This window comes from Hyphococcus aureus, from assembly GCF_042643165.1.
In the GTDB taxonomy this organism is placed as follows: Bacteria; Pseudomonadota; Alphaproteobacteria; order Caulobacterales; family Parvularculaceae; genus Hyphococcus; species Hyphococcus aureus.
This window is the reverse complement of sequence record NZ_JBHRSH010000002.1, coordinates 763,128-780,588: the sequence shown is the minus strand read 5'-3', so window position 1 is coordinate 780,588 and position 17,461 is coordinate 763,128. Positions and strand designations below refer to the sequence as shown.

At 58.2% G+C, this 17,461-nt stretch carries 17 protein-coding genes; 9 read left to right on the top strand and 8 right to left on the bottom strand.

The window, feature by feature from the left end; all coding sequences use genetic code 11:
• Positions 1-9: 9 nt before the first annotated feature.
• The 6 genes from ACFOOP_RS16705 to trmFO all read right to left on the bottom strand — a co-directional run bounded on the left by ACFOOP_RS16705 (position 10) and on the right by trmFO (position 5,927).
• Positions 10-468, bottom strand: coding sequence for a c-type cytochrome (locus tag ACFOOP_RS16705; RefSeq protein WP_379882281.1), 459 nt, complete (start codon positions 466-468; stop codon positions 10-12).
• The gene (locus tag ACFOOP_RS16700) at positions 468-2,033 is read right to left on the bottom strand and encodes an FAD-binding oxidoreductase (protein WP_379882279.1); all 1,566 of its coding nucleotides are present in this window, start codon (positions 2,031-2,033) and stop codon (positions 468-470) included. Before ACFOOP_RS16700 ends, ACFOOP_RS16705 begins: the two co-directional genes overlap by 1 nt.
• A 2-nt stretch (positions 2,034-2,035) precedes the next feature.
• Complete coding sequence (locus tag ACFOOP_RS16695; protein WP_379882278.1) at positions 2,036-2,356, bottom strand: hypothetical protein; 321 nt, start codon at positions 2,354-2,356, stop codon at positions 2,036-2,038.
• Between the two features lie 286 nt (positions 2,357-2,642).
• On the bottom strand, positions 2,643-3,530 hold the full coding sequence (locus ACFOOP_RS16690) for a pirin family protein (RefSeq protein WP_379882277.1): 888 nt from the start codon (positions 3,528-3,530) through the stop codon (positions 2,643-2,645).
• A 31-nt stretch (positions 3,531-3,561) separates the two neighbouring features.
• Complete coding sequence (locus ACFOOP_RS16685; protein WP_379882276.1) at positions 3,562-4,299, bottom strand: TetR/AcrR family transcriptional regulator; 738 nt, start codon at positions 4,297-4,299, stop codon at positions 3,562-3,564.
• Positions 4,300-4,502: 203 nt separating this feature from the next.
• Positions 4,503-5,927 (bottom strand): methylenetetrahydrofolate--tRNA-(uracil(54)-C(5))-methyltransferase (FADH(2)-oxidizing) TrmFO, encoded by a 1,425-nt coding sequence (gene trmFO / locus ACFOOP_RS16680; protein WP_379882908.1) that lies wholly within the window; start codon positions 5,925-5,927, stop codon positions 4,503-4,505.
• A gap of 187 nt (positions 5,928-6,114) precedes the next feature.
• Here trmFO and ACFOOP_RS16675 point away from each other — a divergent pair, with 187 nt between their 5' ends.
• Both ACFOOP_RS16675 and ACFOOP_RS16670 read left to right on the top strand, forming a co-directional pair.
• A complete protein-coding gene (locus ACFOOP_RS16675; RefSeq protein ID WP_379882275.1) occupies positions 6,115-7,476 on the top strand; it encodes a hypothetical protein in 1,362 nt (453 codons plus the stop codon).
• Between the two features lie 25 nt (positions 7,477-7,501).
• Positions 7,502-8,461 carry a hypothetical protein gene (locus ACFOOP_RS16670; RefSeq protein WP_379882274.1) on the top strand — a complete coding sequence of 320 codons (960 nt, stop codon included), beginning with the start codon at positions 7,502-7,504 and terminating at the stop codon, positions 8,459-8,461.
• A gap of 60 nt (positions 8,462-8,521) precedes the next feature.
• Here the strand turns inward: ACFOOP_RS16670 and ACFOOP_RS16665 are convergent, their stop codons facing one another.
• The gene (locus ACFOOP_RS16665) at positions 8,522-9,268 is read right to left on the bottom strand and encodes a DUF429 domain-containing protein (protein WP_379882273.1); all 747 of its coding nucleotides are present in this window, start codon (positions 9,266-9,268) and stop codon (positions 8,522-8,524) included.
• A 138-nt stretch (positions 9,269-9,406) separates the two neighbouring features.
• On the opposite strand from ACFOOP_RS16665, the gene rcdA reads away from it, so the two are divergent.
• Entirely contained in the window at positions 9,407-9,922 is a 516-nt protein-coding gene (gene rcdA, locus ACFOOP_RS16660; protein ID WP_379882272.1) for a protease adaptor protein RcdA, read from the top strand.
• 74 nt (positions 9,923-9,996) lie between these two features.
• Here the strand turns inward: rcdA and rpmE are convergent, their stop codons facing one another.
• Positions 9,997-10,221: a 50S ribosomal protein L31 gene (rpmE, locus tag ACFOOP_RS16655; RefSeq protein ID WP_379882271.1), complete on the bottom strand. Its 225-nt coding sequence runs from the start codon at positions 10,219-10,221 to the stop codon at positions 9,997-9,999.
• Positions 10,222-10,430: 209 nt separating this feature from the next.
• Here rpmE and ACFOOP_RS16650 point away from each other — a divergent pair, with 209 nt between their 5' ends.
• The 6 genes from ACFOOP_RS16650 to ACFOOP_RS16625 all read left to right on the top strand — a co-directional run bounded on the left by ACFOOP_RS16650 (position 10,431) and on the right by ACFOOP_RS16625 (position 17,245).
• On the top strand, positions 10,431-11,477 hold the full coding sequence (locus ACFOOP_RS16650; RefSeq protein ID WP_379882270.1) for an SMP-30/gluconolactonase/LRE family protein: 1,047 nt from the start codon (positions 10,431-10,433) through the stop codon (positions 11,475-11,477).
• Positions 11,478-11,492: 15 nt separating this feature from the next.
• The gene (gene thrC / locus ACFOOP_RS16645; protein ID WP_379882268.1) at positions 11,493-12,893 is read left to right on the top strand and encodes a threonine synthase; all 1,401 of its coding nucleotides are present in this window, start codon (positions 11,493-11,495) and stop codon (positions 12,891-12,893) included.
• On the top strand, positions 12,893-14,134 hold the full coding sequence (locus tag ACFOOP_RS16640; protein WP_379882267.1) for a M16 family metallopeptidase: 1,242 nt from the start codon (positions 12,893-12,895) through the stop codon (positions 14,132-14,134). The genes thrC and ACFOOP_RS16640 overlap by 1 nt, the downstream gene beginning before the upstream one ends.
• A gap of 172 nt (positions 14,135-14,306) precedes the next feature.
• Positions 14,307-14,900 (top strand): hypothetical protein, encoded by a 594-nt coding sequence (locus ACFOOP_RS16635; RefSeq protein ID WP_379882266.1) that lies wholly within the window; start codon positions 14,307-14,309, stop codon positions 14,898-14,900.
• Between the two features lie 191 nt (positions 14,901-15,091).
• The gene (gene sthA, locus ACFOOP_RS16630; RefSeq protein WP_379882265.1) at positions 15,092-16,561 is read left to right on the top strand and encodes a Si-specific NAD(P)(+) transhydrogenase; all 1,470 of its coding nucleotides are present in this window, start codon (positions 15,092-15,094) and stop codon (positions 16,559-16,561) included.
• 72 nt (positions 16,562-16,633) lie between these two features.
• Positions 16,634-17,245, top strand: a complete 612-nt coding sequence (locus ACFOOP_RS16625) for a GNAT family N-acetyltransferase (protein WP_379882264.1) — start codon at positions 16,634-16,636, stop codon at positions 17,243-17,245.
• The last annotated feature ends 216 nt before the right edge of the window (positions 17,246-17,461 follow it).

The following is a 17,461-nucleotide window of genomic DNA, read 5'->3' as shown; positions in this document are numbered from 1 at the left end:
GTTGGCGGATTAGTCGGCTTTGCCGAGATAGCCCGCCAACGCATCCAGTTCCGCATCCGTAATCACGGTCGGCTTGAATGTTGGCATGCCGTTGAGACCGTTGCGGACGATATATTTCACATAATCCGACGTCAGGTCTTCGCGCGCCTCCAGCACGGCGTAGTCGGCGCCGCGGGTCGCCCCAAGCTGGAACGTGCCTGGATGTTCTTCGCCCGCAGCATGACAATAGGAGCATTGTGCGTCGAAGATCTGCTTGCCGGTCATGGCCGGTCGCGCCGGATCTTCACCTGCGACAAAAGCGGTTTGCGGCTTTGCCGCCTCGGGCTCGGCGGCGGTTTGCGTTGTCGATGATTCAGCGCTTTCGGCGCCAGGCGTAATGACGCGCGCCGCGTCATCGTCAGCGCCGCCGCACGAGGCTGTGAGGGCGAACAGGCTGGCGCAGGCGGCGAAGGAAAGCGTGCGGGTCATTATGACTGCCTCCGGTTTTTCGGCCAGATGCCGGACTTGCCGGGCGCGAGAATGCCTTTCGGATCGAGGGCGTCCTTGATCGTTTCGTGCATCTTCCAGAGCGAATTGTTGTTCCAGCTATAGGTCTTGGCGATGCGGTCCATATATTTAATATGAGTGCGGTATTCGCCGTAGCCTTCGGCCGCCGCTTCATCGACGAGCACATTGAAGAGGTCGTCGAGCTTTTTGCGCTCATCCGGATTTTTCTTGTCGTAAACGATCACTGTCACATGATGGAGATCGCGCCAGCCGATGGCGAGAAGGCCCATATAGTCGAAGCCGTATTCACGGACGCGGTTCGAGACCATGTAATATTGCTTTATCGCGTCAGCGCCGGTGATCGGCGAGACCGGTGAAAAGCCCACATGGCCGCCGCCGCCGTCCCAGTTGAGGAAGTTAAACTCGGTGAGCTTTGGCACGCCGCGCATGGTTTCGGCGCGATGTAAAAGCAGATCGAATTTGTGCCGCCGGTCTTCGGGAAAATAGAATTTGACGCCCGGAATATCGGCGAAACTATCGCGGATCGCCGTCCACAGCGTATCCATCAAGGGGGGAGGACCGTATAGGGCGCCGCAGAAATTCCACATTCCGAGATCGAGATCGGCCATCATGGTTTTCGCAACGCTGGGCGGGATCGGCCCGTCGCCGTCATAATAAGCGCTTTTGGTTTTTGTAATCGCTGCGTCGAGAACGAGGCTTCTGACCGTGGCGCCGTTCTGGATCACGCCGCTGACTTTCAAGGGCCGCAGTCGTTCAGTAACGGTTTCAATGTCGTCTTCGTTTTCGAAAGTGATGAGATAGGGACGGTATCCCGCAGGCTCCGGCATCAGCCAGATGCCCATCTTGGTGACGATGCCGAAATTCGACTGCGAGAACATGCCGTCCACATAGGGCCCGAAGCCATATTTGAAGAGCTGCCAGGTGTTGTTGCCGGGCATCGCGCCCATGCCGGTGCGGATCAGTTCTGCGTTGGGAAGCACCACTTCCATGCCGCATTGCATGGCGAAGTGATCGCCATAGGGCGTGTAGCCGATGCCGTGATCGAGCGCGTTGCCGATAACCGAGCCCCAGCCCGGATCGGGCACGTCGATCCACAGCTTGAGACCTTTTTCCTGAATGTAATTATAAAGGTCAAAATAGCTGACGCCGGGCTCAACGAGGGCGTAGCCGAATTCCTCATTTACTTCGAGAATGCGGTTCATGCGGTTGAGATCGAGAACAATGGTTCCCGACATCACTGGTGCCGCGCCGCCATAGGCGAAGTTCTTGCCGCGCGAGACCGGCCACAACGGCACGCCAAACTCATTCGCCACACGGACGATTTCCTGAACCTGTTCGGTGGAATGCGGGGCGATGGCCGCATAGGCTTTGTAGTCGTCTTCATTGTTGGAGATGGTATAGGGGTCGTCATAGGGCGAGAGGTTTTCGTCCATGAACACCCATTCATCGCCGACAATGCGCCGGAACCGCTCTATAGCGCTGTTCATGGCTTCAGCTGATACGCCTTCGGGTAAAGGTGCCGTCATGATCAGACCATCCCGTCTTTTGTTGTAACGCCTGTGGTGATTTCCCATGCGTGGAGATCGCGCCCTGCACGCTCGATGTGAGCCGCGGTGACGCCGTGCGGCTGAAGCAGGGTTTTCAGGCAGAAATAAAAGGACTCAGTTGTCACGCCGCGCAGGCGAAGCGCGCCTTGTGAAGCGGCGGCGCGAAGCTCTCCAATCCATGGCGCGGTGAGGTCGCCATTGACTGGCGTTAATGCGCGGTTGTCGGCGATGTGTCCGGCGAGGCGGTTCGCGATGACGCGCGCCTTCGCAAAACGCGCATCGTAAAAGATGCGATCTGCCATTCGTGCTTCATGTTGAAATGGATTGGCGCGCGCAAGCGTTGGCGCGACAAGGGCGGAAGATACGGATGATTGCAGGAATAAACGTCGCTTCATTGCATCTGCGAAGTCGCAACGCGGATATATCCGGTGCAATTCATCTTCGCCCTCCCTTTCGCTTTATGTGCCGCGATTTCTGTGCACGCAGTATTAGCGGGTTTGGAAGGGTGTCAATAACAGGAAACGAAGCCGGCTTGGACTATTGCGCAAATAGATCAGACTGATTTTCTTAGGTGGATCAGGCGCAACCTTATTCCTCTGGCAACGGAATGTGTTCCGTTTCATCCGGGGGCAGGGTGAAAACCGTCCCGTTAAAATTTTGCGCCGCAGAAGAGGTCCAGTCGGCCTTTGCCTGTTCAATACGCTCCGGCCGCGAAGAAACAAGATTCCACCAGATATGGCGTTTACTCATAGGCGCGCCGCCGAGCAGCATAAGGCGGGACGGTTCCAACGCTTTGATATCGGGCGCCGCGCCGGGTTCGAAGACGATCATGCGACCGCTTTCATGGCGCGCGCCGTCAATAGAAACCGCGCCGCTTAAAATATAGATGGCGCGTTCTTCATGTTCCTCGGGAATCGTAATGACGGCTTGCGGTTCGGCTTCGGCGCCGAGATAGAACATTGGCGAGAAAGTCTTCGCAGGCGACGTCTCGCCAAAAGCGGACCCGGCGATGAGCCGCATCGTCAGGCCCAGCCGTTCGATCACCGGCAGGCTGTCCTTGGGATGATGATGAAATTCCGGCGCTGTTTCTTCATCGGCCTCGGGCAGGGCGAACCAGCTTTGAATGCCGTGCATGCGCTGACCGGTCTCGCGCGGGCCTGCGTCTGTGCGTTCAGAATGAACGATGCCGCGCCCGGCGATCATCCAGTTGACGTCGCCGGGACGGATCACCTGATCGCAACCGAGATTGTCGCGGTGACGTAATTCGCCGTCGAAAAGATAGGTGACGGTGGCCAGGCCGATATGGGGGTGCGGGCGCACATCAATGCCGGTTCCCGGCTTGAAATCGGCGGGCCCCATTTCATCGAAGAAGATGAAGGGGCCAACCGTGCGGCGTTTGGCGTGGGGAAGAACGCGCCCGACGGTGAAGCCGCCGAGATCGCGCGTGCGCGGTTCAATAATGATGCTGATGGTCATGATGACAGTTTGCGCCCGGCGAGCGCCGCGATCAAGCTGTCAGAATGATGCGTTTGGTTATCACGCGAATATCATTTTCCGCGGACCGGATCGCCGTTGAAGAATCCGGCCCCATGCCGATGAACAGTTTGTAGCCTTCTTCAAGACTGAATATCTGCAACACCGCCTGGCGGACTTGCGCGTCGGTCAGCTTCGGATTGGCGGCGCGCACCAGATAAAAAATGAAGCGGCCGATCGGACGGTAAAGTTCGCGCACCATCTCGCGGGCGTCATCGCAGGAACCGGCGAAACCCCAGAGCTGGTAGAAAAACTGATAACTCTCACGCGCATTGCGAACATAGAACTCAACGACATTGAGCAGGATATCGAGCGGCGTGTCCCGGTCTGCTTCGAATTGCGAGAGATGTTCCTCCACATAATCAGCGAGCGCCTCGCGCATCATGGCGTCGATCAGCGAGTTTTTTGTAGGGAAGTGGTAGGTGAGGTTGCCGACCGCAATCCCGGCTTCATTGGCGACCTTGCGCAAGGACAGGCCAGCATGGCCGTTTTGGGTGAAAACCTTGTGGGCCGCTTTCAGGATCTTGTGGATGGTGTTGCGGGTCCGGTCGGTTTTGCCGTCGCTGATCTGGATTGTGGGCCGCGAACCGCGCAAATCGTTCAGGTGACTCAGGATCGCATTAAGCGCTTTTTCTGTCTCAGCGGCATGGGTGATTTGGGAATCTATTCTATTTTCCGACAGATTCCGGACTTGGTCAGTTGACGACGGCATAACTCCCCCTTAAATCGCCGTGCTCTAGGTCGTGTGACCTAATCAGTTTTCAGCGTACTAGACAAGTCAGTGAAGATCGCGGCTAACTGGTACTCATCAGTTTCCCGGCTGTGCGGTGTTCTCCCCCTGCTGCACGTCGGGGGGGCCGCGGCGGGGCAACTCGTCGCGGCCCACTCGTGACCATCATTTCCGAAAAATACTGTTTATTCAGCGGCTAAGGGTTTTTTGCTCAGCCAGGTTTGCAGGTCTGAAAGGGCCCTTGCAGACATCGCGCGCTTGCGGGCGAAGCCCTTTTCCTTGCCCTTGATCCGTTTTCCCTCCGAATCCGTCTTTGGGGTTTCGATCTCCGGAAAGAGGCCGAAATTGACGTTCATGGGTTGAAAGGACCTGCTGCCAGCATCGGTCATATGATCGCAGGTTATGTGGTTCAGGAGAGCGCCGAAGGCCGTTGTCGCGGGCGGGGCAGAAAATGGAATGCGTTTCGAATCAGCCGCCGCGAAACGTCCGGCAAGGAGCCCCATGGCGGCGCTTTCCAGATAACCCTCGACGCCGGTGATCTGGCCGGCAAAGCGCAGCGCGGGACGAGCCTTGAGTTTCAGCGACCCGTCAAGAAGGCGCGGCGAGTTGAGAAAGGTGTTGCGGTGAATGCCGCCAAGCCGCGCGAACTCCGCTTTTTCGAGGCCTGGGATCATCCGGAAGATGTCGGTCTGCGCGCCATATTTCAACTTCGTCTGGAAGCCAACCATATTGTAGAGCGTGCCGATCGCATTGTCCTGACGCAGTTGTACGATGGCGTGCGCTTTTATGCCCGTATGCGGATTGGTGAGGCCGACCGGTTTCATGGGGCCATAGCGCAGCGTTTCCGGTCCGCGCTCCGCCATCACTTCAATAGGCAAGCAGCCTTCGAAATAAGGCGTCGATTTTTCCCATTCCTTGAAGTCGGTTTTCTCGCCGGTAATCAGCGCATTCAAAAACGCCGTATACTGAGCTTCATCCATGGGGCAGTTGATGTAATCTGCGCCGTCCCCGCCGGGGCCCTTTTTGTCGTAGCGCGATTGCATCCAGGCGATATCGAAATTGATCGACTCTTTATAGACGATCGGCGCAATGGCGTCGAAAAAGGCGAGGGAGGCTTCGCCCGTCAAGGCGAGGATCGCTTCGGCGAGTGGCGGCGCCGTCAGAGGTCCGGTCGCGATAATGACATTGGTCCAGTCTTCAGGCGGCAGGCCGTCAATCAATTCTCGCCGGATCTCGATATTCGGATGATCTTCGATGGCGCGGGTGACGCCGGCGGAGAAGGCATCGCGGTCGACAGCGAGCGCGCCGCCGGCGGGCACCTTGTTCGCATCGGCTTCGCGCATAATCAGCGAGCCCGTCCGGCGCATCTCCTCATGCAAAAGGCCGACAGCGTTATTCTCCGCGTCATCGGAGCGGAAAGAGTTGGAACAGACCAATTCCGCGAAGCCGTCTGTCTGGTGCGCGTCAGTGCCCGTGATGGGCCGCATCTCGTGGAGGATGACCTGGGCGCCATGATTAGCCGCCTGCCAGGCCGCTTCCGAGCCGGCGAGGCCGGCGCCGATAATATGGATAATGTCTTTTTCACTCATGGCCGCGCTTCTAGAGCGCATTCTGAAAAGTGGAAACCGGTTTTCGGTGAAAATACGCGCAAAAAGCGTATTGGCGCGGGCGACGCATGCTGCAAGGCGGCCCATTGGATTTCCCGGTCTTTTCCGGTTAGCTTTCGTCCAGCGACCGCCCGAGGGGCTGGCGGAAGGCTGGCGGGGCCCAAAGTGTAGAGGGCCAGAGGGGCAATGGATGGAATTGCGTATTTTTTCTGTCATGGGCGAAGCGCTTCATTTCGGTGGGCGGCGTCTGGAGACGATTGCGCGCGTCGCGTGGCTGCCGCTGGCGCTCAGCATGATCGCCGCCATGGCCGCCGTGTTCGGGCTGCTTTCGGTAATCGCGGGAAAGCTCATCACCTTTTCTGACGTTCCGTCCTTTGTCGGCGCCCAGCGTCTCGCGGTGCAGAACATGGCGACGGGGTTCAAAAACGACCCTGGCGCCATTTGGATGTTGTTGGCCGCCAGCTTTGCCGCGCAAACGCTGTTGACGGCGTCGTTCATGGCGCCGCTGATCCGCTATGCAGGGCTCGGTGAAAAGCCGGCGCCGGGTTTCATCCGTGCGCCTTTCGGACCCGATCAGGTGCGTTATGTGGTCTCCAGCATATTCGGGCTTTTCTTTGTCGGCGTTCTTGTGTTCGGCCCGCTGGCGGCGGCGAGTTTTTATACGTTGAAATATGTCGCCGAAGCGCTGGCGCAGACCCTTGCGTCATTTCCCGATCCGAACAGCCTTCATACGATTGAGGTCTCCAAGGCGAGCGATACGATCGCCGCCGCCGGGCGCAGCTGGATTTACAATCGCGCTATTCCGTTAAGCGGCGCCGCGCCGGTGGCGCTGTTGTTCTGGGGATTATTGTTCTTTCACTTTGCGCCGCATAACCGCCCGAGGGCGCACCCGGTAGGCAAGGTGATTTTGCGAGCGCTGACGACCTTCATTGTCGCTGCGGGAATGATGCTTGCGGCTTATTATCTGTTCGCCGAAGTCGTCCTCAATGAGTTTCGCTCAAACGCGACTTTTCTGGGCGTTCTGTCAGCGGCAGGCGCGCAGTTTACGAGCTTCGATTTAAGTGGGCTCGGCGAAGCCATCGACTTTCTGGTGGGATCGCCTGAGGGGCGGTTGATCTTCTTCGGATTGTCGGCGTTTTTTGTGGTGAATTATTTCAGCTTGCGCCTTTTTCCCTATCCGGGTGTCGCCGTTTGTCACAAATCCCTGGCGCTCGGAAACACGCTGGCGATCACGCGCGGCTGGAACATCTTGAAGCTCTGGGTGATTGTCAGCCTGTTAACGGCGTTTCTCCTGGTGATTCAGGTGCTGGTCCTGAACCAGCTTTTGCTGAGCCTTGTCCTGCCAAAAATTGTGGTGCTGCTCTATAATGCGACGGAAGTCTCGACCAAACTGGTTAACAGCGGCGAAGCCGCCGAATGGGTGCGTCCGTTTTTCATCTGGGTATGGAACCTGACGAAAATCAGCATAAATATCGTCTGGTCGTTCTTCTCCTTCGGCGTGGCGGCCGGGCTCTATGGCCGCCTCTACCGGGAAGGCGAAAAGGCGCGGTAGGCAACAGACAGCAAAGGCGTTTCTCATGTCGCAAGGAATTCCCGTCGGGGACGTTCTCAATGAAGCGTTTCAGTTCGGCCTGAAGCGCTGGGGAACGGTGCTTCGGCTCGGCTGGGCGCCGGTTGTTGTCAGCCTGCTTCTGGCCGGAGGCTATTTCGCGCTCATTCTAGATTTCGAAGTGTTGTCGCAAGCTAATGAAAGTCAGGTCTTTCCGGGCTTTGCTGAAATATTCAAAATGCCAATGTCGGCGGTGATTGCGCTCGGCGTTGTTTTTTATGTGCTGATCGCCCTGATCTATTGCGGCGTGATGGCGTCCATATTCCGGCTTGTGGCGCTTGGCGAGGAATCGCCTGGCTTCATTCATGTCCGCCTCGATGGTCCCGCCTGGCGCGTATTCTGGGCGTCTATCATTTCGGGGCTGATCTCAACCGCGATCTGGTGTGTCGCTTTCTTCATTGCGCTGATCATTACGGGCAACACAGTCGGGGCTTATTTTAACGATATGGGGACATTCTTTTCCGGCGTGATGGCGGCGGTGGAATCCGGTTCGGACGATGTCGCCGCGGCGCAGGCCGCGGGCATGGTCAATTATTGGCGCACCTTTGTTTACGCCTTCGCCATCGCCTTTATTCCGTTGCTTTACGTCGGTGTGCGGCTGCAGCCTTTTGTCGCCGGATCCGCTGCGGAAAACCGTCTTATCCTGCTGGGCTCTTTCAAGCTGACCGAGGGAAAGTTCTGGTCGGTTCTTGGCGCTATGTTCCTGATGGGGCTGGTGATTATTTTGATCAGCATGGTCTATGAACTTTTTAGTTCTGTGATCGAGCTGTTGATGGGCCTAGGCGGCGGCAGCGGCGCCTTGGCGATTATCGCAGGCGTGATGGCGCTGATCTATGTTGCTGTGACGGTGTTTTACTACGCAGTGGTCTATGGCGCGCAGCTTGCTTTTTCCGCCATTCTCTATCGTCGTCTCAAGACCGGCGAATAATGTTTTTAAGTGGTCGCGCCGGTCTTGCGAAAAACCGGCCTCCACTTTTTCGCCCGGCGCTCAGCCCCAGATTTCCATGATGAGCCCGCGCGCGTCGCGCGCTTCATCGGTAAGGTGAAGCGCGTCGCCAGCGATGCGCGCCCTGGCGGTGAGGGCGAGGGCGGCGGCGTCATAAAGATCGTCGCGGCCTAATGCCTTGGCGCCATGTTCGGCGCGCAGGCACTGATAGATCTCTTCGGCTTCAATCATGCCTGCGCGTTCCAAAAGCGCGAGCCGCTCCGCCTCTCCTTCAGTTTTACGTTTCGGCCAGACGCAGGGCTTTCCATTATTCAGACGGGCGAAGGCGATTTCCGGGTGACCTTCCCCAAGCCGCGCCTGATCGGCGGGCGTCATGGCGTCATCGATCTCGCGGATCTTCGGCGCGATCATCCATGCCTGCTTCGAAAGCCCCTTGCCGCAATGTTGTTTGCCCCAGGCGTTGGCGTCTTCATACTTGTCGAAGGCGAGCATGGCGCGCTTGGGTGAAGAGAAGACGCTGGAATGACGCAGTGGGCTTAACACTCTGCGCGCCAGCGTCTCACAGGCGCGAGGGCCGGTCTCGCAAAGGCCGATCGGCATGTCGACGATGGTCATCGCCACCTGTTCGAAGCTCAATATGTCTATGAAGGAAGGAGCGATCCATCCGCTGACGCGATTGTCACAAAGGTTAATGCTGACCACCGCCCAGCCTGCGCGGCAGCCGTCAACGCCCAAAACGCATCCCTTTGCGGGAAGATCGCCGGTTTTTCCCTTTATAGTTGCTGGCATGGCCATTGCTCACATTGCCCCGAGGGTGTCCTTCCCGTGTCCTTTCGGTCATGGCGGGGCAATGAACCGAGGGCAAGCGGGAAGTCCCGCTTGTCAGCCGCCTTCCGGGGCGGCATCCTAGAGAAAGCGGAATGACGAATGAGAATTATGGGCTTTCAAGACTCTGAAGAAGCCGGGGCGGGCGGCGCGGAGAGTTTCGTTCAATCGGAGCTTTTTGCGCGAACATTCCGTGAGGGGATGGCGCTGGTCGAAGAGACGGCGAATTATCTCGATGGCGAGGGGCGTGACGCCTCGAAACATCTTTCCCGCGATGTGGCGCTCACCTATGCCGGCGCCTCAATGCGGTTAACCACGCAATTGATGCAGATCGCCTCCTGGCTGCTGGTGTTGCGCGCCGTGCGCGAGGGCGAGATGGTGCTGGGCGAGGCGAGCGACGCCAAATACCGACTGACGCCATCGGAAGCGGCTTCGGTGAAATTCAAGACTGAAGGTCTGCCGGAACGGTTGGTGGCGCTGATCGACGCCGCGCATCAGCTTTACAGCCGCATCAGCCGGCTCGACCGCGAGCTTTTCACGCAAGAGAAAAGCGATGACGTCAAAAACGACGCCGCCGCACAGCAGCGCGCCTTGTTGAAAGCGTTCGGCGGGCGATAAGCCGGACTTAAATTACAGGCGATAAAAAAAGCGGGCCTGAAGCCCGCTTTTTCGTATCAGCGCTATAGAGGCGCTTACTTCTTGAGGCCGAAGGAGCCGAATTTCTGGTTGAATTTCGATACCCGGCCGCGCTCGCCGATTTTCGCCGGACCGCCGGTCCAGGCCGGATGAGAGATCGGATCGATATCGAGGTTCAGCGTTGCGCCCGCCTCGCCATAGGTGGAGCGAGTCTCATAGGAAGAGCCGTCCGTCATCACGACCTTGATCGTGTGGTAGTTCGGGTGAATATCTTTTTTCATGACGTCAGATCCTGTGGGCGGCAAATCGGCTAAGTTTTGAAATGAGAGCGGCGCATATACTCGGCGCGGCGCCGGTTCGCAAGCCCCGGGCCCTTGAAAAGCTTCGCTGGCATGTTCGCAGGTGCAATGTTATGGTTTGGTAAGGTCTTTCAACCCTGAAGTCGCCCCTTAAGCCCTTTGTATCCGTTCTCTGAATTGGCCCTGTTTTGATGCGTTACTGGTTGATTTTGCTGGCCGTTCTCCTGGGGGCAGGAGCCGCGGCGGGGCTTCGTCTGCGAGAGTTTAACCAGTTTGCTCCCCTGGAGCCGGTGGCGCTCGCCCGGTGTGAGCCGGTGAAAGGCATCGCCGGCCCCGAGGATATTGAGGTCGACGAGGCTGGAAGCCGCGCTTTTATCTCCTCGCTGGATCGCCGCGTCGGCGCGCCCGACGGGGTGAGGGGCGCGATTCATGTCTTCAATGTCGATGATCCCCTTTCCGCATCCGGCTGGCGCGATCGCACCGGCGGCGTCCCAGAGGCGTTCCGTCCCTATGGGCTCAGCTATTTCGAAGAGGGAGAGACCCGCCGCCTGTTCGTCGTCAATGAGGCGGCGAATGCGGTGGAGCTCTATGAGGTCGCGGAAAATGGCGACCTCAATCATCTGGAGACCTTTGCGGAGCGGCGGCTGACCAGTCCCAATAATGTCGTCGCGGTGGGGCCGCGCCAGTTTTACGTAACCAATGATGTGCGGCCTGGACGCAATGCGCCGATCGCCGACCTTCATTTCCTCATGAATATCGGCTCCGGCGAGATTTTATATGTGGACGGCGATGTCTGGCGGGTGGCGGCGGAGGGCTTGCGTTTCGCAAACGGGCTCGCCCTGTCCAAAGACGGCCTGAGCCTTTACGCCGCCGAGACAGCGGGGAATGCGCTTAAAATTTATGAGCGTGACCCGGCGACCGGTGTTCTGGCGCTTTCCGGAACCATTCCGCTCGGCGCCTCGCCGGACAATATCAATGTTGATGGCGCAGGCGCGGTCTGGGTCGGCGCCTTGCCAAAGCCGCTCGCTGTGCCGCGTCTCGCCCGTGACGCAGACGCCACCGCCCCGTCCGAAGTCCTGCGCATCGGTCCGGACGGCGCAGCGCATACGGTCTATCGCAATGACGGCGGCGAACAGTCCGCTGTCACTGTCGCCGCCCGGGTGAGAAACAAGCTTCTAATCGGCGCGCTTTACGAAGAAAAATTCCTGTTCTGCGAATTGCCGCCCAGTGTGCGATAAGCCTAGAAGTCACCCATGAAATACATTTCCACCCGAGGCGGATGCTCCGCCGTTGATTTTGAAGGCGCATTGCTCGCCGGGCTGGCGCCGGACGGCGGGCTTTATATGCCTGAAAGCTGGCCGCAGATTTCGCCGCAGGACGCGCGCCGCATCGGCCAGCTTCCCTATGCGCAAGCAGCGGCGGAAATCCTATCGCTGTTCGCCGGAGAGAGTTTCACAATAGACGAACTCTCCACGATGGCGGCCGACGCTTACGGGACGTTCACGGATGATCGTGTGGCCCCGCTGGTTAAGCTCGGGCCTGAAGACTGGATGCTTGAGCTGTTTCACGGGCCCACGCTCGCCTTCAAGGATTTTGCAATGCAAATCCTCGGGCGGCTTTTCGATGCGGCGCTTGAACGGAGCGACCGGCGCCTGACAATCATTGCGGCGACTTCGGGTGATACTGGATCGGCGGCGATTGAAGCGCTGAAATCCTGCGCGCGCGTCAACGTGGTTGTGTTGCACCCGGAGGGACGCGTCTCCGCCGTGCAGCAGCGGATGATGACCTCTGTTATTGCGCCCAATGTCATGAATATCGCCATCAAAGGCTCGTTCGATGACTGCCAGGCGATTGTGAAAACCCTGTTTGCCGATGACGCCTTTGTGCGCGATGTGCGTTTGTCGGGCGTCAACTCTATCAACTGGGCGCGGCTTGCGGCGCAGACGGTTTATTATTTCACCGCCTGGGCGCAGATCGCCGACGGTGATGAGGCGGTGAACTTCGTCGTGCCTACCGGCAATTTCGGGGATGTTTTCGCCGGTTATGCGGCAAAACGCATGGGCCTTCCCATCGCGAAACTCGGCGTCGCCGCCAACGCCAACGATATTCTCCATCGCGCGATTGCCCATGGCGACTACACGCCTTCATCCGTAAAACCCACGGCGTCGCCCTCCATGGATATCCAGGTGGCGAGCAATTTCGAGCGGCTTTTATTTGAAGCCAAGAACCGCGATGCGAACGCCTTGCGCGAAACCATGGAAAGCTTCGCCAATAACAAAGGCATGAAGATCGACGAGGAAACACTGGCGGCGATCCGCGAGGACTTCGTTTCCGATGCGGTCTCCATGGAGGAAACGCTCAGCGAAATCGCGCGCCACCATAAAGAGACGGGCGCCCTTATCGATCCGCATACGGCGGTGGGCCGCGCGGCGGCGATCCGTTTCCGTGAGAGTGGCGCCTTGTCTGGCAAGATCGTGACGCTCTCGACAGCCCATCCTGCGAAATTCCCCGAAGCGGTTAAAGACGCGACGGGCGAGACGCCGGCGCTCCCAGATTTCTACGCCGACCTTTTCGACCGGCCGGAGAAGATGGAATATGCGCTCGCAGAGCCGCAAGCCGTGAAAACGCTTATCAGCGATGCGTTTGCAAACTGATGGCCAGCATTCACACTTTGAAAAACGGCGTGCGCGTCGTCGCCGATCCGATGCCGGGATTGAAAACGGCGGCGCTCGGCGTCTGGGTGAAAGCCGGCTCGGTCGATGAAACGCCGGAAGAGCATGGTGTCGCACATCTGCTTGAGCATATGGCGTTCAAGGGAACGAAGACGCGCTCCGCGTTAGCGATCGCCGAAGAGATTGAGGGCGTCGGTGGTTACCTGAATGCGGCGACCAGCCATCAGCGCACGGGCTACTACGCCCGCATCATGGAAGACGATCTGGCGCTTGGCGCTGGGCTTTTATCCGACATTCTCGCCAATCCGCTATTTGACGAAATCGAGTTGACGAAAGAGCACGAGGTTGTCGTGCAGGAAATCGGCGAGGCCGCCGACACGCCCGACGATGTCGTCTTTGAACGGCTTACCGAGGCGGCCTGGGGGGCGCACCCTTTGGGACGTCCGATCCTCGGCACGCCTGAAAGTGTGCGAGCCCAAAAACCTGCAAGCTTGCGCGGGTTCATGACACGCTGTTACCGGCCTGAAGATATGATTGTCGCCGCGTCCGGCGCTATTGACGAAGACGCGTTGTTGAAGATTGTCGAAACGCATTTTTCCGGCTTTTCCGCTGGGGACGCCGGCGCAGACCGAACGCCGCCTCGCTTTGTGGGCGGATTGCTGCATGATGAACGGCGTATCGAACAGACGCATCTAGCTATTGCGTTTCCAGGCGTCGCCTCGGGCGATGAGGACTTTTTCGCAACTCGTCTTTACGCCGATGTGCTCGGCGGCGGCATGTCTTCGCGTCTCTTTCAGAAAATCCGTGAGGATCGCGGGCTCGCCTATTCGGTCTACGCTTTCGCTGACGGCTTCGAACAGTCCGGTCTTCTGGGCGCCTATGTGAACGCCGAAGCCAGCCATATTCCCGAAGCGGCGACCATCATCCGGGACGAAATGGAGGCGACTGCTGAGGCGATGACCGATGAAGAGGTGGCGCGCGGCAAGACGCTGTTGCGATCTTCCCTGATGATGGGCCTGGAAAGTCCGGCCAACCGGATCGAGGCGGCGTCAGGGCAGTTGTTTACATTTGGAGCGCTGATGAGCGCCGATGAAATCCTGACGCGGATCGATGCGGTCACCATCGCCGATATGCAGCGTTGCGCGAAACGCGCGCTCGCCGGGCCTTGCGCCCTGTCGATTGTGGGTCCGTGCAATGATGCGGCGGTGGCGAAGCTATTTTAACCATTCGCGCTGAAGACGAAAGCAAGCGAAAAATTTTCAGCGTACGACATTTTCAGATGAAGCTACGTGAATGCGGACAACCCTTGATTGCTTTATTCGCCCTTTGCTTGACCTTTGCACAGGTTGACCGTACCCGTGTGCCCTGAAGGTTTATAAGGGGCGACAGGGGTTAATGAGAAAATTTATTACGGCTATTGCGTTCATGCTTGCAACCGCATCTGGCGCGCAAGCGGCGCTGATCGGTTCGGCGACCACGGTTAGCGGCGGCGGCGGCGCGGCAATATATTCAGAAGGTCCTGCAAGTATAGGCTATTATCTGCCTGGCGTGGAACAGCCTCAAACATTTATTGGCGGCCTTGTCGGCGAAGGGACGACTGTCTTTGAGTTAACGTCAGGATCGGATTTTGATTTTGCGGTAGGCCTGCTTACCAATGGTGTAAATGACAGAATGCAGTTTCGTTCTGGCGGGGGCGCGTTCGGTCAAGTTGAATCTTATTGGTTTTTCGACGATTTCACAGGGGCAAGCGGGATTGATTTTCAAGGCTTCACGATCAGCCGTTTAGTGCTGACCGTTATCGCCAGCTTCGTCTCCCCCGGGAGCGATCCCAATAATGACGGGATTTGGACAGAAGAAAGCTATTCGCTGCGGTTGGATGTCTATGACGACAGCGTTAGCGACGTGCCGTTGCCTGCGGCGACGCCATTATTTGCGGCCGCGTTGATGGGCGGCGCCGGATTTCTGCGCCGTAAACGCAAAGCTGCTTAAAAGGGTTAAGCTGATAATCGCTGACAGGCGCGCGCATGAATGTTCATGCGCGACCTCAATGACTGCGCCGGGCAAGGCGTCGGGCCTTAACCTCTCGTAAACTTATCCGTCCGTTTGGTCACTTATTTTTAGGTAGTAAGTGTTACCTCTCATCCGCGAATGCCGGGGGGGCAACTGCGGGTAAGTAACTGATGAGTGATTACGATCTGATTGTGATCGGCAGCGGCCCTGCGGGCCGTCGCGCAGCCATTCAAGCGGCGAAATTCGGCAAGTCGGTGCTGGTTGTTGAGCGCGGACGGCGTGTCGGCGGCGTTTCCGTGCACACGGGCACGATCCCGTCAAAGACTCTGCGCGAAACGGCGCTGAACCTTTCAGGCTGGCGCGAGCGCGGTTTTTACGGGCGCTCCTATCGCGTCAAACAGGATATTACCGCTGATGATCTGAACGCGCGCTTGCGCATGACCCTGACCCATGAGGTCGAGGTTCTCGAACATCAGTTTGCGCGCAACCAGGTTTCGACCCTGAAGGGCGAAGCGCGCTTCAAGGATCGCAAGACGATCACTGTCCACAAAGAAAGCGGCGAGACCACGGACATTACTGCGGATCGGTTTTTGATCTGTGTCGGGACCATTCCTTTCCGCCCGGATTATGTGCCGTTTGATGGAAAATGCGTCCTCGACAGCGATGAAATCCTGGACCTTACGGCGATGCCGAAATCGCTCGCCGTCATTGGCGCGGGCGTTATCGGCATCGAATACGCCACGATCTTTTCGGCGCTTGATGTGCCGGTGACGCTGATCGAACCGCGGCACAAGATGCTCGATTTCATTGACCGTGAACTTGTCGCCGATCTGACCCACCAGCTTCGCGACCGCGGCGTGCAATTGCGTTTCGGATCGCAGGCGGCCGAGATCAAGCGCAGCCCGACGTCTGAACGCTGTGAAATCATCCTCGAAAATGGACGCGTTGTGCGCTCTCACATTGTGCTCTTTGCGGCGGGCCGCATGGGCGCAACCAATAGCCTGAATCTTGATGCCTGCGGATTGAGCGTAGACCATCGCGGACGCTTGAAGGTCGATCCGAAAACCTTTCAGACGGAAGTCCCGCACATTTACGCCGCCGGCGATGTGATCGGTTTTCCGAGCCTTGCGTCCACCTCCATGGAGCAGGGGCGCATCGCCGCCTGCCACGCCTTTGAAGAAAAAGCGCACAAGCCGCCTGAGTTTTTTCCTTACGGAATTTACGCCGTGCCGGAAATTTCGACGGTGGGCCTGACCGAAGAAGAAGTGATCGAAAAAGGCATTCCCTATGAATGCGGCGTCGCGCGTTTTCGCGAGACCTCACGCGGTCACATTATGGGCCTCAATAACGGCATGCTGAAAATGCTGTTCAGCCTGAAGACTCGTAAGCTGCTGGGCTGTCATATCGTCGGAGAAGGCGCCACCGAGCTGATCCATATCGGTCAGGCGGTGCTCAATCTTGGCGGCGGTCTTGATTACTTCGTCAAGAACGCGTTCAACTATCCGACCCTTGCAGAAGCCTACAAGGTCGCTGCGCTCGACGCCTTCAACCGGATGCCGCAAGCGGTCAAGGCGGCGGACGAAAAGCCCGAGCCTCACAGGATGGTCGAAGATATCGAAGCCGGGTTGAAGCGGGCATAGTCCTGACTGAAAGACCGGTGGAGGCCGTTTTCCATTCGGGGCCCTCCTCAAAACGGCGCTTCACGTTATAACATGCGGATGCTGTTCGCCTCTGCGCCGCCCAATCCCGCTTTCGACCCTGTTCTTGTCCATGAGCCGGTGATGCTGCGCCGTGGGAATGTTGCGGATTATCCCGGCTGGCTTTCGCTGCGCGAAGAGAGCAGGGCGCACCTGACCGAGTGGGAGGAAAGCTGGACGGCTGAGCAGGCGACGCTGTCGGCGTTCAAGCGCCGGCTGAGATCTTATGAGCGTGATGCAAGGCGGGGCGGGGGATTGTCCCTGCTGGCCTTCCGGCTGAGCGACAATGCGCTGATGGGCGGGGCTACGCTCACCAATATCCGGTATGGCGCGTCCCGATCCGGCATAATCGGCTACTGGATCGGCGCGCCTTATACGCGCCAGGGCTATGGCGGCGCTGCTGTTGCGGCGATGAAAACCCACGCTTTTGAGCGTCTTGGCCTTAATCGTCTCGTCGCGGCGTGCCAGCCCGAGAATATTGCGTCGCAAAAACTTCTGGAGCGCAGCGGATTCGCCCGTGAAGGGCTCGCTCGCGATTATCTTAAGATCAATGGCGGCTGGCGCGATCACTATATCTACGCGCTGACCGCCGCCGATTATCAAACAAGCGCGCAAACGCCGTCCTAATCAGGCTTTTTGCGGTGAATGGAGTGAAAAATTATCCCTAAGGCGCGGACCGCCCCTTGCGATAATGTCACGCCCGCGTGAAGATGCAAAAGGGCGATACGCGCTGTTTCAGGCAGTGCGGAAGGCGGGCTGTTGAAACTCGACCGGATTTGGGGTGGTCGATGCTCTTTGGCCCGTTTCTTGTGGGAGACGTTCATCCTTGCCGCTTTGCGGCGC